This is a genomic window from Roseomonas sp. SRI_022 (assembly GCF_057586215.1).
On record NZ_JBYCZL010000006.1, the window covers coordinates 218,660 to 233,452 of the forward strand.

The 14,793-nt window shown below is 69.3% G+C and carries 12 protein-coding genes and 1 pseudogene; 6 read left to right on the top strand and 7 right to left on the bottom strand.

The window, feature by feature from the left end:
- Positions 1-5: 5 nt before the first annotated feature.
- Together AC2YHJ_RS08265 and AC2YHJ_RS08270 are read right to left on the bottom strand one after the other, a co-directional pair.
- Positions 6-971, bottom strand: coding sequence for an alpha-ketoacid dehydrogenase subunit beta (locus AC2YHJ_RS08265; RefSeq protein ID WP_487395263.1), 966 nt, complete (start codon positions 969-971; stop codon positions 6-8).
- Entirely contained in the window at positions 968-1,933 is a 966-nt protein-coding gene (locus AC2YHJ_RS08270; protein ID WP_487395264.1) for a thiamine pyrophosphate-dependent dehydrogenase E1 component subunit alpha, read from the bottom strand. The genes AC2YHJ_RS08265 and AC2YHJ_RS08270 overlap by 4 nt, the downstream gene beginning before the upstream one ends.
- A 69-nt stretch (positions 1,934-2,002) precedes the next feature.
- Between AC2YHJ_RS08270 and AC2YHJ_RS08275 the strand changes: the two genes are divergently transcribed.
- The 4 genes from AC2YHJ_RS08275 to AC2YHJ_RS08290 all read left to right on the top strand — a co-directional run bounded on the left by AC2YHJ_RS08275 (position 2,003) and on the right by AC2YHJ_RS08290 (position 5,668).
- Entirely contained in the window at positions 2,003-2,824 is an 822-nt protein-coding gene (locus AC2YHJ_RS08275; RefSeq protein WP_487395265.1) for a hypothetical protein, read from the top strand.
- Positions 2,821-4,560 (top strand): thiamine pyrophosphate-binding protein, encoded by a 1,740-nt coding sequence (locus tag AC2YHJ_RS08280; protein ID WP_487395266.1) that lies wholly within the window; start codon positions 2,821-2,823, stop codon positions 4,558-4,560. Before AC2YHJ_RS08275 ends, AC2YHJ_RS08280 begins: the two co-directional genes overlap by 4 nt.
- Positions 4,561-4,611: 51 nt before the next feature.
- The gene (locus AC2YHJ_RS08285) at positions 4,612-5,061 is read left to right on the top strand and encodes a hypothetical protein (protein ID WP_487395267.1); all 450 of its coding nucleotides are present in this window, start codon (positions 4,612-4,614) and stop codon (positions 5,059-5,061) included.
- 106 nt (positions 5,062-5,167) lie between these two features.
- Positions 5,168-5,668, top strand: coding sequence for a YMGG-like glycine zipper-containing protein (locus tag AC2YHJ_RS08290; protein ID WP_487395268.1), 501 nt, complete (start codon positions 5,168-5,170; stop codon positions 5,666-5,668).
- Here AC2YHJ_RS08290 and AC2YHJ_RS08295 read toward each other — a convergent pair.
- Positions 5,662-6,558, bottom strand: coding sequence for a ribokinase (locus AC2YHJ_RS08295; protein ID WP_487395269.1), 897 nt, complete (start codon positions 6,556-6,558; stop codon positions 5,662-5,664). The genes AC2YHJ_RS08290 and AC2YHJ_RS08295 overlap by 7 nt on opposite strands.
- A 128-nt stretch (positions 6,559-6,686) precedes the next feature.
- Between AC2YHJ_RS08295 and AC2YHJ_RS08300 the strand changes: the two genes are divergently transcribed.
- Positions 6,687-9,017 (top strand): xanthine dehydrogenase family protein molybdopterin-binding subunit, encoded by a 2,331-nt coding sequence (locus AC2YHJ_RS08300; protein WP_487395270.1) that lies wholly within the window; start codon positions 6,687-6,689, stop codon positions 9,015-9,017.
- A 134-nt stretch (positions 9,018-9,151) separates the two neighbouring features.
- Here AC2YHJ_RS08300 and AC2YHJ_RS08305 read toward each other — a convergent pair whose 3' ends face one another.
- The 3 genes from AC2YHJ_RS08305 to AC2YHJ_RS08315 are packed head-to-tail and all read right to left on the bottom strand — an operon-like array spanning position 9,152 to position 13,614.
- Positions 9,152-10,294, bottom strand: coding sequence for an acyl-CoA dehydrogenase family protein (locus AC2YHJ_RS08305; RefSeq protein WP_487395271.1), 1,143 nt, complete (start codon positions 10,292-10,294; stop codon positions 9,152-9,154).
- 6 nt (positions 10,295-10,300) lie between these two features.
- On the bottom strand, positions 10,301-11,509 hold the full coding sequence (locus AC2YHJ_RS08310) for an acyl-CoA dehydrogenase family protein (RefSeq protein WP_487395273.1): 1,209 nt from the start codon (positions 11,507-11,509) through the stop codon (positions 10,301-10,303).
- A gap of 14 nt (positions 11,510-11,523) precedes the next feature.
- Positions 11,524-13,614, bottom strand: coding sequence for a 3-hydroxyacyl-CoA dehydrogenase NAD-binding domain-containing protein (locus AC2YHJ_RS08315; protein ID WP_487395275.1), 2,091 nt, complete (start codon positions 13,612-13,614; stop codon positions 11,524-11,526).
- A 163-nt stretch (positions 13,615-13,777) separates the two neighbouring features.
- Here AC2YHJ_RS08315 and AC2YHJ_RS08320 point away from each other — a divergent pair, with 163 nt between their 5' ends.
- Complete coding sequence (locus AC2YHJ_RS08320; protein ID WP_487395276.1) at positions 13,778-14,563, top strand: SDR family NAD(P)-dependent oxidoreductase; 786 nt, start codon at positions 13,778-13,780, stop codon at positions 14,561-14,563.
- Here the strand turns inward: AC2YHJ_RS08320 and AC2YHJ_RS08325 are convergent.
- Positions 14,564-14,793: pseudogene (locus tag AC2YHJ_RS08325) on the bottom strand (hypothetical protein); the annotation flags it as partial.

A 14,793-nucleotide genomic window follows, 5' to 3' on the forward strand; every position in this document is an offset into this window, starting at 1 on the left:
GCTCGTCAGGATACCGCCATGCCGCGGATGGCGGCGGCGACGCGCCCGGGCGTGATGCGGATCGCGGCTTCCAGCACCGGACTGAACGGCACCGGCGCGCGCGCCGCGCCGAGCCGTTCCACCGCGCGAAGCCCACCCGGTCCCAGCGCCTCGACGACGCGCGCGACCACCTCGGCCCCGAACCCCGACACGGTCACGGCTTCATGCACCACCAGCAACCGCCCAGTCCGCCGCGCGGAGGCGATCACCGCCGCCTCATCCCAGGGCCAAAGGCTGCGTAGGTCGAAGACGTCGCAGGCAATGCCGCTGTCGCGCGCGCCTTGCTCGACCACCGGCACGCAGGCCGACCAGGTCACGACCGTGACCGCATTGCCCTGCGCGGCGCGGCGCGCGATACCGAAGGGGATAGGCGACACCTCCTCCGGCACCTCGCCCTCGGCCGTCCAGAGGTTCTTCGGTTCCATCATCACCACCGGGTCATCCGACCGGATGGCGGATTTCAGCAGCCCCGCCGCATCGGCCGGCGTGCCGGGTGCGGCGACGACCAGCCCGGGGATATGCGTCAGCCAGGCTTCCAGGCATTGGCTGTGCTGCGCGGCGGAATTGCGCCACATCCCCTGCGGCATGCGTACGACCAGCGCCGCCCTGCCCTGCCCGCCGAACATGTAGCGGACCTTGGCGATCTGGCTGACCAACTCATCCATGGCACAGAGCGTGAAGTCCGCGATGCGCATCTCGATCACCGGCCGCGTGCCGCACAGCGCGGCACCCAGGCCCGCGCCCATGATCGTGCTCTCGGAGATCGGCGTGGAGACGATGCGCTCCGGCCCGAACTCATCGGCGAGCCCCTTGTACTGGCCGAAGATGCCGCCCTGCACGAGGTCCTCGCCCAATGCCCAGACCAGCGGGTCGCGACGCATCTCCTCGGCGAGCGCGCGCCGCACGGCCTCGGCGAAACTCATGCGCGTCATGCCGGCGCCCCCGCATCCTGCACGTCGCTGAAGGCAGCCCCGGGATCGGGCCAGGGCGCGGCCATGGCGGCGGCGCGGTGGCCTTGCATCTCCGCGACGGCCGTGGCCTCGATGGATGCGACCTCCGTCGCATCCAGCAACGCGGCGAGGCGGCGGATGCAGTCGCGATCCCGCGCAGCAGCGGCTTCCTCGGCGGGGCGATAGGCTGCGGCATCGGTGCCGGTGTGACCTTCCCACCGGTAGCACTTCGCGTGCAGGAACTGCGGTCCGGCGCCGCCGCGGATCCGCGCGACGAGTTCGGCCGCGGCCGCATCCACCGCGAGCACGTCCTCCCCATCCACGGCTGTGGCCGGCACGCCGCAGGCCTCCGCACGCACCGCCGGGCCACCGCCCGCCGTCACCGCGCTGTTGCGGGTGAAGGCGGCGAAGCCATTGTCCTCGCAGACGAACAGCACCGGCAGGCGGTACAGCGCGGCCCAGTTCATCCCCTCGAGGAACGGCCCGCGATTGACCGCGCCATCACCGAAGAAGCAGGCGACGATCGCATCCTCCTTCGTCAGGCGGATCGCCTGCGCCGCGCCGCAGGCGATCGGAATGCCGGCGCCCACCACGCCATTCGCCCCCAGCATCCCCACCGCGAAATCCGCGATGTGCATCGACCCGCCCTTGCCACCGCAGGACCCGCCGGCGCGGCCATGCAGTTCCAGCATCATCGCCCGCGCATCCGCGCCCTTGGCGATGGCATGCCCATGCCCGCGATGCGTGGAGGTGATGCGATCCGCGCGCTTCAGATTGGCGCAGACGCCGACCGCCACCGCTTCCTGCCCGATCGATGGATGCACCACGCCCGGCGCCTCCCCCGCGCGCATGGCAGCGACGGCTTCGCGTTCGAAGGCGCGGATGCGCGCCATGTCGCGCAGCATCGCAACCCGCCGCGCCGTCTCGTTGGACGTGCCCGACATCGGTTCTCTCCGCTGTTGCCAGCCCTTCGGCGGCGCTCTACTCCCGCATCAGGGAGAAGGAACGCGGCCATGCTGGACCGGCTCATTGTCGTGGACAGCGTCACCCGGCTGGGGCCGGAGGCGCAAGGGCGGGTGATCGTCGGCGGCTCCCATGGCGGGGTCTATGCCGCCTATCTCTCGGCCAAGGCGCGCGTCGCCGGCGTGCTGCTGAACGATGCGGGGCTCGGCCTCGATGCAGCGGGCATCGCGGGGCTCGACTACCTGCAACCGCTCGGCATTCCCGCCGCCTGCTGTTCGCATCGCAGCGCGCGCATCGGCGATGGCTTCGACCTGCTGGGCCGCGGCATCGTCAGTCATGTCAACCGCGCGGCTGCCACACTCGGTGTCGAACCGGGGATGTGGTGCCGGGAGGCCGCGCGTCGCCTCGCCGCCGCGCCAGTGCCGGTGATCGATCCGCCCGACAGCGTCGAATCCCGCTTCCCCATCGGCGTGTCCGGCCGCGCCCGCGCCTCGGCGATGGATTCCAATTCGCTGATGACGCCCGACGATGACGGCACGGTCGTCGTCACCGGCAGCCATGGCGGGCTGCTGGGCGGGCGGCCCGAGACCGCCGCGCGCGCCGCCGTCTTCGCCGCGCTTTACAACGATGCCGATGGCGGCATCGACGGCGCGGGCTTCACACGTCTGCCCGCACTGGATGCGCGCGGCATTGCGGCCGCGACCTATTCCGCATGGACGGCACGGATCGGCGATGGCCGTTCCGCCGTCGAGACCGGCATCGTCTCCGCCGTCAACGCGCGTGCCGCCGCGCTGGGTCTGAAGCCCGGCGGGACGGTGCGCGACGCCGTCACCCTGCTCGCCGAAGCCAGCATGAAGGATCGCCCTGCGTGAGCACTTCCAACACGACGCTGACCATCACCGGCGGCGAGGCGCTGGCCCGCATGCTGCAAGCGCATCATGTCGGCCCGATGTTCGGCATGGGTGGCTTCCAATTGCTGCCCTTCTATGAGGCAGTGCGCGCGCTCGGCCTGAAGCATCACCTGATCAACGACGAGCGTTGCGGCACCTTCGCCGCCGACGCCTGGGCGCGGGTGACGAACCGGCCCGGCGTGGTAGATGCGACATTGGGGCCGGGGGCGACGAACCTCGTCACGGGTCTCGTGGAATCGCTCAACGCGGGCATTCCGCTGGTGGCGATCACCGGCGATGCCAATCGCGACCACGCCTGGAAGAACATGACGCAGGAAGCGCGGCAGGTGGAGATCCTGCGCCCCGCCTGCAAGGAGCTGATGCGCGTCGAGAGCACGAAGCGCATCCCCGAATTCGTCCGCCGCGCCTTCGCCGTCGCCACGTCGGGCCGCCCGGGCCCCGTGGTGCTCGACGTGCCGGAGGATGTCTGCCACGGCGAACACACCTTCGACGCCGACGAGATCTGGGCCGACCCCGGCACGCTGCGGGCGCAGGCGCGGCGCACCCGGCCGGACCCACGCGAACTCGACCGCGCCGTCGCGCTGCTGGCGAAGGCGAAGCGCCCGCTGCTGCTGGTCGGCGGCGGCATCCATGTCAGCGGCGCCTACCATGCGCTGCTCGCCCTGGCGGAAGCCGGCCGCATCCCGGTCGCGCACACCATGTCGGGCAAGGGGGCGATCGCCTGCACGCATCCGCTCTCCGCCGGCCTGTTCGGCCGCTATTCGCGCATCGCCAATGATTTCATCGCGGAAGCCGACCTGCTGATGGTCGTCGGCTGCAAGCTGGGTGAGATCGCGACGAAGCGCTTCGCCCTGATGCCCGCCGGCGTGCCCATCGTGCATGTCGAGATCGTGCCGGAGGAGATCGGTCGCACGACGCGCGCCGATGTCGCACTCGCCGCCGATGCGCGCCTGGCGTTGGAAGATCTTCTTGCCGCCCTGCCGAGCGGCCCCCTGCCCGATGGCCGCGCGGACTTCGCCGCCGCCGTCGCCCCGCGGATGGCCGCCTGGCGCGTCGGCGCGGCCGACCGGTTGGAATCGAACGAAACGCCGATCAATGTCGGCCGCCTGATCAACGAGCTGAACATCGCCATGGCCGATGACGACATCCTCGTCGCCGATGGCGGCTTCGCCGGGCATTGGGGCGGGCTGTTGTTCGACACCAGGAAGGCGGGGCGCCATTTCATCGCCGATCGTGGCTTCGCCTCCATCGGCTATGGCGCGCCTGGTGCCATGGGCGCGCAGATGGCCGCAGGTCCGCGGCGCCGCGTCGTCGGCCTGACCGGCGATGGCGGCTTCAACATGACGATCGGGGAGATCGAGACGGCGCGCCGCGTTGGCGCCAACTACGTGCTCTGCGTCTTCAACAATGGTGCCTCGGGCTATGTGAAGGCGCTCCAGCATGCGGTGTATGGGCCGGGCAAGTACCAGTCCTCGGAACTGGTGGAGACCGACTACGCCGCAGCCGCCCGTGCCTTCGGCTGCCACGGCATCCGCGTGGAGGACCCGTCGAAACTGCCCGGCGCGATCCGCGAAGGGTTGGCGAACACCGCCAGCCCGACGGTGCTCGATGTGATCGTCACGCGCGATCCGGCCCGCATGCTGCCCGGCGTGGATAACCGCACCCTGCGCGTCGAGAAGGGCGACCGGCCGGTCTGAATTCCGCCACGGCGTTGGGGCACTATTTCGTGCTAGGATGGTTCAAACGCCATGGCACACCGCCACAGCCCCGCCGCCGCCCTGATCGCGCTGCTGGCCCTCGGCAGCCCCTCCTTCGCGCAATCGCCCGAACCGCCCCTGCCGCGCGTGATCTACGGCCAGACCGAGCCGCAGATCCTCTACGGGCCATCCACCCCACCGCCGGAGGCCCCGCCGCCGCGCCAGGCGATTCCGCAGACCACGACCGCACCGCCACCGCAGCCTTCGGGCACGTCGCTGAGTTACGGCTGGGTATCGGCCGGCCCACCCATCTGGTACGGCCCGCCGGCATGGCACCAGCCGCCGGGCTGGAACCGGCCACCGCCGCCGGTCTGGGGCTTCCGCCCCGCCCCGAGCATCGACAATCGCTTTGAACGGCCGCTGCCAGCCGGGCGCTATGTCGGAACGCCCCCTGGCGCCGCCATGCCACTCGACCCTCGCCGGGGGTTCGAGCGCCGGTAGTATGCGGCGCCAGATCCGCAACCCAGCCTTGCGTCGCCATACCGCCGCCATGGTGCTGCGGCACCACTGGTGGCAATCACGGGCACTCCCCAGGAAGGACCGCACCATGCCGAATCCGGCACGGATCATCCCCATCGGCTTGCTGGCCCTGCTGGCGGCCTGCACCAATCCCTACGATCCCACTCAGCGGGCCGCCGGCGGCGCGCTGATCGGCGCCGGTTCCGGTGCGGCCATCGGCGGCATCGCCGGCGGCGGCCGGGGTGCGGCGATCGGGGCGCTTGCGGGCGGGCTGGGTGGTGCCGCGCTGGGTGCGGCCACGACGCCGACGCCGCCGCAATACCAGGGTGGGTATCCGCAGCAGGGCTACGGCCAGACCTATGCGCCGCCGCAGCAACAGTATGCGCCGCAGGGCTATGCCCCGGCTCCGGTCGGGGCGCAGGCCTACTACCCCTCGCCCGGCCCGGGTTATGTCGGTGCGCAGGTGCCCTATCAGCAGCCGCCCCAGGTCTACCAGCAGCCACCTCAGGCGTATCAGCAACCGCCGGGCTCCTATTGGCAGCCGCAGCCCTATATGGCGCCGCCGGACCCCTACGCTTACCGCTACTGAGCCAGCGCCGCCTCGATCTCCTCCAGGCGCGGCAGGGATGGCACGGCCCCGGCGCGCCGGCAGGCGAGCGCCCCGGCCACCACGCCGCGCCGCAGCGCCTGCGGTTCCGCCGAACCGGATGCCAGGGCCGCGGCGAACGCGCCGATGAAGGCGTCCCCGGCGCCGGTGCTGTCCACGACCTCGGTCGGGGTGGCCGGCGCATGGATGACGGCACCGTCCCGTCCAGCCCAATAGGCCCCGGCCGCGCCCGCCGTCAGCACTACGCCGCGCGCGTGGTGGGGCGCGAGGAAAGCGGCCAGGCCTTTGGGGGGTGCATGGCGTGCCAGGAGCAGCGCGGCTTCCGTCTCGTTCACCACCAGGATGTCCGTCAGGTCGAGCAGCCCGGCTGGCAGGTCGCGCGCCGGCGCGGCGTTGAGCAGCGTTCGGATGCCGTGCGCCCGGGCGGCGCGGAAGGCAGCCTCGGTGGCGGCGAGGGGCGTTTCGAGTTGGGCGACGACGAGCACGGCACCCGCCACCGCGGCGGTGGCCGCTGCATCCGGCAGCGCGGCATTGGCGCCGGCGAGGATGACGATCTCGTTCTCGCCCCGGGCATCAACCAGGATCAGGGCTTCCCCGGTCGGCAGGTCCGGCAGGGTGGTCACGGCGCGGGCATCGATGCCTTCCGCCGCCCACAAGGCGTGCGCGCCCTGCCCCGCCGCGTCATCGCCGATGGCGGCGACCATGGTGACCGAGGCCCCGGCCCGGGCGGCGGCGACCGCCTGGTTGCTGCCCTTGCCGCCGTGGAAGCGGGACATGCCGGTGGCGGACAGGGTCTCGCCCGGTTGCGGGAAGCGCGGCACCGTCAGCACGGAATCGCGATTGTAGGATCCGACGACGACGATCCGCCCCATGCTGCCCTCCTGCTGCGGCGCGACACTCCGCAGTGGCGATACGGGGGTCAAGGCAGTGTGCCCGGGTTGCAGCGCAGCAAACAGCGCCTAACCTAGGGGTATCTGTTCACAGCCCCTGAGGCCCCCCAATGCCCGATGCGATCCTGGCCGATCCCACCACGATGAAATTCGGGATCGGGCAGCCCGTGCCGCGGCAGGAGGACCCGATCCTGCTGCAGGGCCAGGGGCGCTATACCGACGACCTCGCCGTGCCGGGCCAGGTCTGGTGCGTCATGGTGCGCAGCCCCTACGCGCATGGCGTCATCAACAGCATCGGGACCGAGGCGGCGAAGGCAATGCCCGGCGTGCTCGGCGTCTATACCGCCGCGGACATGGCCGAGTACGGGCCGATGCGGTCCGTGCTGCCGTTGAAGAACAAGGACGGCAGCCCGCTGATCAATATCCAGCGCGGGCCGCTCGCCGCCGACAAGGTGCGCTTCGTCGGCGACCCGGTCGCCTTCGTCGTCGCCGAGACGAAGATGCAGGCCAAGGATGCCGCCGAGGCGGTGGAGATGGACATCGACTCGCTGGATGCGGTGACGGAGGCCTCGGCCGCCGCGGCCCCCGGCGCGCCGCAGCTCTATGACCACGTCCCCGGCAATGTCGTGCTCGACTTCCGCTACGGCGATGCGGAGAAGACCGCCGAGGCCTTCGCCAAGGCCGCGCATGTCACGACGCTGAACATTCGCAACAACCGCATCGTCGTCTGCGCCATGGAACCGCGATCCGCGATCGGCGAATGGGATGCCACTGAGGGCCGCTACGTCCTGCGCGTCGGCAGCCAGGGCGTGTTCGGCCTGCGCAACCAGATGGCCAATGACATCCTGAAGGTGCCCGTCGAGAAGGTCCGCATCCTCACCGGCAATGTCGGCGGGTCCTTTGGCATGAAGGCTTCCGCATATCCGGAATATGCCTGCGTGCTGCATGCGGCGAAGACGCTTGGCCGCCCGGTGAAGTGGACGGATGAACGCACGGGGTCCTTCCTGTCCGACTGCCACGGGCGCGACCATGAGACGGAGGCCTCGCTCGCCCTCGATGCCGATGGGCGCTTCCTGGCGGTGAAGCTCGTCTCCTACGGCAACATGGGCGGGTACCTGTCCACCGTCGGAAACCTGATGGGGACTGGCAATTTCTCAAAGAACATCCAGTCGAATTACGCAACGCCGCTACTGCTGGTCGAGACGAAGAACGTCGTAACCAACACCACGCCGGTCTCCGCCTATCGCGGCGCCGGCCGGCCCGAGGGCAACTACTTCATGGAGCGGTTGATCGAAACCGCCGCGCGCGAGACCGGCCGCGACCCGATCGTCCTGCGCAAACTGAACCACATCCGGCCGGAGCAGTTCCCGTTCAGCGCGCCGTCGGGGTCCGTCTACGATTCCGGCGACTTCTCCACGCTGCTCGACAAGACACTGGATGCCGCCGATTGGGATGGCTTCGCGGCGCGCAAGGCCGACAGCGCGGCCCGCGGCATGCTGCGCGGGCGCGGCATCGGCAACTTCCTGGAATGCACGGCACCGCCGATGAAGGAGCAGGGCGAACTGGTCTTCGAGCCCGATGGCACGGTCACCATCGTCACCGGCACGCTCGACTACGGCCAGGGTCATTGGACGCCCTTCGCGCAGGTGCTGCACGCGAAGCTCGGCGTGCCCTTCGACAGGATCCGCCTGGTGCAGGGCGATTCCGACCGACTGATCGCCGGTGGCGGCACCGGCGGGTCGAAGTCGCTGATGGCCTCCGGCGCGGCCATCCTGGAAGCCGCGGACATCGTCATCGAGAAGGGCCAGCGCGCCGCCGGCTTCATCCTGGAAGCCGCCGCCGAGGACATCGAATTCGCCGCCGGCCGCTTCACCATCGCCGGCACCGACCGCGGCATCGGCATCATGGAGCTGGCCGCGCGGCTGCGCGAGATCGGGCCGGTTCCGCAAGAGGTGCCGAACGCGCTCGACAGCCGCACGGTCTATGACCAGGCACCGATGGCCTATCCCAATGGCTGCCATGTCTGCGAGGTGGAGATCGACCCCGACACGGGCAACGTGAAAATCGACCGCTACACCTCGGTCAACGATTTCGGCGTGATCGTGAATCCGCTGCTGGTCGAAGGCCAGGCGCATGGCGGCATCGTGCAGGGCATCGGCCAGGCGCTGATCGAACGCGTTGCCTATTCCGAGGACGGGCAGCTGCTGACCGGGTCCTACATGGATTACGGCCTGCCGCGCGCGGACGACCTGCCGAGCTTTGGTTTCGAGAGCGCGCCGTCGCCCTGCAAGACCAATCCATTGGGAGCGAAGGGCTGCGGTGAGGCTGGGTGTGCCGGATCGCTGCCGGCGGTGATGAACGCGATTTCGGATGCGCTGGGCGGGAAGCACATCAACATGCCGGCGACGCCGGAGGCCGTCTGGGCAGCGTTGAACCAGTAAGAAAGACGGGGAAGGAACACCTCCCCCGAATCCACCACCGACTTTTGTCTGTTGGAGACTGACCTCGGCGGCCGGCGCCAGAAGTCAGAAAAAGGAGGGGGATCGGGGGAGTTCCCTCCCCCGACCTTCCTTTCTCAAGCCGCCACGAACACCCCACCTTCCTCGCTCAGCGCCGCGAGGTGGTGGTCCATGTCGCCGAACATGTTCTCGATGACGGTCAGCCGCTTCAGGTAGTGGCCGCCGGCATACTCCATCGTCATGGCGATACCGCCATGCATCTGCACGGTCTGCTGGCCGATGAAGCGGGCGTTGCGGCCGATCTCGACCTTCACAGCACGCATCTGGCGGCGCCGTTCGGCATCGTCCTTCTCGCTCGCCATCATCGCAGCGAGCATCGCCATGGAGCGCGCCTGCTCGAGGCAGACCATCATCTCCGCCGCACGATGCTGCAGCGACTGGAAGGACCCGATCGGCCGCCCGAACTGCTTGCGCGTCTTCAGGTACTCGACCGTCAGGTCCTTCGCCGCTTCCATGCAGCCGATGGCTTCGGCGCCCAGCGCGGCAATCGCCTCATCCACCACGCGCTCGACCAGCGCCAGACCGCCCTTCAGCTCAGCCTCGGCCCCAACCTTCACGCCGTCGAAGGTGATGTCCGCGGCGCGCTGCCCGTCGGAAGTCTTGAAGCCCCGCCGCGTCACGCCCGGCGTCGTCGAGGGCACCAGGAACACCGCGATTCCATCGCGATCGCGCCGCGCACCGGAAACGCGCGCCGTGACGATCAGCTGGTCCGCCGTGTCGCCATGCACGACGACACCCTTGCGGCCTTCGATGACCCAGCCCGCGCCATCCTTCTTCGCCGTCGTCGCAACGTCGTTCAGGTCGAAGCGCGACTGCGCTTCGGTATGCGCGAAGGCGAGCAGCAGCTTGCCTTCGGCGATCTGCGGCACCATCGCCGCACGCTGCGCGGCCGTCGCGCCGTGGCGCAGGAAGCCGCCGCCCATCACCACCGTGGACATGAAGGGTTCGAGCGCTAGCGCCCGGCCCATCTGCTCGGCGACGATCATCGTCTCGACGGCGCCGTAGCCGAGGCCGCCATCCTCCTCGGCGAAGGGCATGCCGAGCAGGCCGAGTTCGGCATAGGCCGCCCACACCTCACGCGACCAACCGGTCTCGGAGGCCGTGTAGCCCTTGCGCTGTTCGAAGCCGTACTTGTCCTTCAGCAGCTTGGACAGGCTGTCCTGCAGAAGCCGCTGGTCTTCGGAGAGATCGAAATCCATCTGTGTTCAGAGCCCCAGGAACGCTTTGGCCATGATGTTCTTCTGGATCTCGGTGGATCCGCCGTAAATCGACTGCTTGCGCCAGTTGAAGTAGGTGGCCTGGGCGAGCGTCTGCCAGTCCTGCGCCACATCGGGCTCGTTGCGCCCATCGGCTTCCGGATCGTTCGGCGCAGCCAGGCCGTAGGGTCCGGCCGCCATGACGTAGAGCTCGGAAATTGCCTGCTGCAGCTCCGTCCCACGGATCTTCAGCACCGACGACGCCGGGTTCGGCTTGCCGCGGCTGAGCTGCCGATTCTCATCCGCCAGCACGCGCAGCGTCGTCATCTCCAGCGCCTTCAGCTGCACCTCGACATCCGTCAGGCGCGAGCGGAAACGCGGATCCTCCATCACCGGCCGCGCCCCGCCGGGCGCTTCCTTGGCGATCAGCTTCAGCCGGCGGATGCGTTCCTTGGACGCACCCACGCGCGCCTGGCCGGTGCGCTCGTTGGACAGCAGGAACTTCGCGCAATCCCAGCCGCGGTTCTCGGTGCCGACGAGGTTGGCGACCGGCACCTTCACGTCGTCGAAGAAGACCTCGTTCACCTCATGCGCGCCGTCGATCGTGATGATCGGCCGCACCGTGATGCCCGGCGTCTTCATGTCCACCAGCAGGAAGGAGATGCCCTCCTGCTGCTTCGCCGCGCCCGGATCGGTCCGCACCAGCAGGAAGATCCAGTCGGCATGCTGGGCGAGCGTCGTCCAGGTCTTCTGACCGTTGACGATGTAATGGTCGCCCTCCTTCACCGCCCGCGTCTTCAGGCTGGCGAGGTCCGACCCGGCGCCGGGTTCGGAGAAGCCCTGGCAGAACCACAGGTCGAGGCTCGCGAGCTTCGGCAGGAAGAACTTCTTCTGCTCCTCCGTGCCGAAGGCGATCAGCACCGGCCCGAGCATGTTGCAGTTGAAGCCGAGCGGCGACGGCGCCGGCGTGGATTGGATTTCCTCGGACAGGATGAAGCGCTTGATGGCGGTCCAGGGCTGGCCGCCCCACTCCACCTTCCAATGCGGGACAGCCCAGCCCTTCTCATAAAGACGCTTCTGCCAATCGACCTGCATCGCCTTGGTCGGCGTGCGGCCGGATGCCATGCGCTCGCGCGTATCGGCCGGCAGGTTGGCGTCGATCCAGTCCCGCACTTCCTGTCGGAAGGCGCGTTCCTCATCGGTGAACCGGAGTTCCATGTCGTTGACTCCCTTTATGCGTTCGTCTTGGCGGACATGCCGGCGAAGGTCCCGCCTTCGGCCGCCAGCTTCTCGATCAGCGCGGTCGGCTTCAGATTGGCGTCACCCGTCGCCGCGGCGTAATGCGCCAACTTGTCGCGCACATTCTTCAGCCCCTGGGTATCGGCCCAGAACATTGGCCCACCGCGCCAGGCCGGCCAGCCGAAGCCGTTGGCGAAGATGACATCGATGTCGATCGGGCGATACGCCACCCCTTCCTCCAGGATGCGCGAGCCCTCATTGACCATCGGCAGCATCAGCCGCTCGATGATCTCCTGGTCCTCGATCTTGCGGCGACGCACCTGCATCTTCTCGGCGACGTCGAGGATGATGCGCTCCACCTCCGGGTCCGGCATGCGGGTGCGCTTCTCGTCGTACATGTACCAGCCCTTGCCGGTCTTCTGCCCGAAGCGACCGAGTGCGACGATGGCATCCGCGACCGGTGCGACCGTCCCACGCGCCTTGCGCACCGCGGCCCCGATGTCGAGCCCGGCGAGGTCCCCCACCGCCAGCGGCCCCATCGCCATGCCGTAGCCTTCCATCACGCGGTCGATGTCCTGCGGCAGGCAGCCTTCCAGCAGCAGCTTCTCGACCTGCGGGCCGCGCTTGCCGGTCATGCGGTTGCCGACGAAGCCGTCGCAATTGCCCACCAGCACCGGCAACTTGCCGATGCGCTTGCCGAACTCGGTGGCCGTCGCGATCGTCGCCCAGGACGACTTCGCCCCGCGCACATTCTCCAGCAGCCGCATCACGTTCGCGGGCGAGAAGAAGTGCATCCCCACGACCAGTTCCGGCCGCGACGTGGCGGAAGCGATCTCATCAATCGACAGGGTCGAGGTATTGGACGCGAGCGGCACGCCCGGCCGCGCCGCCTTGTCCAGCCGCGCGAACACTTCCTTTTTCACGGCCATGTTCTCGAACACCGCCTCGATCACCAGGTCCGCCTTGGCGACGGTGCCCTCGAAATCGGTGCTGCCGGTCAGCAGTGCCTTGCGCTTCTCGTAATCCGCCTGCGACAGGCGGCCGGTGGACACGGTGCGTTCCCAATTCGCGTGGCAGCGCGCGAGGCCCTTCTGCAGCGCCTCCTCGGTCATCTCCACGATCGTCACCGGCACGCCGTTGTTGGCGGCCGACATGGCGATGCCGCCGCCCATGGTGCCACCGCCGATCACCACGAGGCGTTCGACCGGCAGGGGCTTCGCATCAGCCGGCTGGCCCGGGATGCGCAGCACCTCGCGCTCGCCGAAGAAGATGTGGCGCAGCGCCTTGGACTGCTCGCCGGACACCAGCGACTGGAACAGCTCGCGTTCCTTCGCCAGCCCCTGCTCGAAGGGCATGGTGAAGGCGGCGCGCACGGCCTCGGCGCAGCCCTTCGGGCTTTCCTGCCCGCGCGACCGCTTCAGCAGCCCGGCGACGACGGCGTCATAGGCCGCCGGATCCTGCCCGCTGATCTTGTCCGTGCGATTGCGCGCGAGGGTGAAGGTCTTACCGATATTGGCCTTCGCCCAGGCGACGGCGCCGGCCTCGAGATCACCTTCGATGATCGCATCAACGAAGCCGAGCTTCTGCGCCTTGCTCGCCGCGATCGGGTCACCGGAGACGATGATCTTCGCCGCTTCCTCCGCCCCGATCATGCGCGGCAGGCGCTGCGTGCCGCCCGCGCCGGGGACGAAGCCGCGCTTCACTTCCGGCAGCCCGACCTGCGCCGCGGCCGTCGCCACCCGCGCATGGCAAGCGAGTGCCAGTTCCAGCCCGCCACCCAATGCGGAACCATGGATCGCCGCAACGACGATGCCCGGATACCCCTCGATGGCATCGAACACCTCGGTCAGGGAGGGCGGCTGCCGCGGCTTGCCGAACTCCGTCATCTCGGCCCCGGCGCAGAACATCCGGCCGGCGCCGATCAGCACGACGGCCTTCGCACCCGCGGCCTTGGCGGCGTTCAGGCCGTTCAACAGGCCCGCGCGGATCTCGGTCCGCAGCGTGTTCACCGGCGGGTTGGCAAGGCGGAGGACATGCACCTCGCCCTGCTTGTCGTGCTGGACGAAGTCCGCGTCCTGGGCCACTGGCGTTTCTCCCTCGGAATTGCCGGTCTGGTATCCGACCGATCGGTCGGGCCGGAGTGTCGTGCAGGACGCGGCCGGCGGCAAGCGCCCCCTCCACCCCCGGTTGCCGCGCGGCCCAGGCCATGCTGCGCTGGCCTCATCAACCCTGCGGGAGCGAAATGCCATGTCCTTGTTCGACCTGACCGGAAAGGTCGCCATCGTCACCGGCGGCAGCCGCGGCATCGGCCGCGCCATATGCGAACGCATGGCGGAACAGGGGGCGAAGGTCGTCGTGTCCTCCCGCAAGGTGGACGCCTGTCAGGAGGTGGTGGACGCCATCAAGGCCAAGGGTGGCACGGCCATGGCCGTGGCCTGCAACATCGGCCGCAAGAACGAATGCCAGGCGCTGGTGGACGCGGCCATCGCTGCCTGGGGCCAGGTCGATGTCATGGTCTGCAACGCGGCGATCAACCCGCATTTCGGCCCCGCCGTGACCATGCCCGATGAGATCTTCGACAAGATCATGGCATCCAACATCAAGTCGAACATCTGGCTCGCCCACATGACCGCGCCCGGCATGGCGGAACGCGGCGGCGGCTCGATCGTCATCATCTCCTCCATCGGCGGCTTCCGCGGTTCGCCGGTGCTCGGCGCCTATGCCATCTCCAAGGCCGCCGACATGCAGCTGGTGCGCAACCTCGCGGTCGAATGGGGCCCGAAGAATGTACGCGCCAACGCCATCGCACCGGGCCTGATCCGCACAGACTTCGCCCGCGCGCTGTGGGAGGATCCGGGCATCTACAAGAAGCGCACCAAGGACACCCCGCTGAAGCGCATCGGCGAACCGGATGAGATCGCGGGTGCCGCGGTGTTCCTCGCCTCGGCCGCCGGGTCCTTCATGACCGGGCAGACCATCACGATCGATGGCGGCGTGCTGGCCGGGCCGCCGTCGCGTTCCGACGACGAGTGATCAGCGGCCGAAGCCGGGTGGCTTCGCCGGCTCCCCGCTCATCGGCTGGCCGCCGCGCTGGATCGGCGGCTTGACGCTGATGCCAGGGCCCGGCGCGGGCGGGCGCGGCGGGGTGGTTGGTGGGCGCTGCTGCTGCGGCGGCGGCGCCTGGGACGGTCGCGCGGCGGTCGACGATTCCTGCTGCGGCACCGGGGGTGGCGAAGGCGGCGGTAGCACCGCGACCGGCGGCG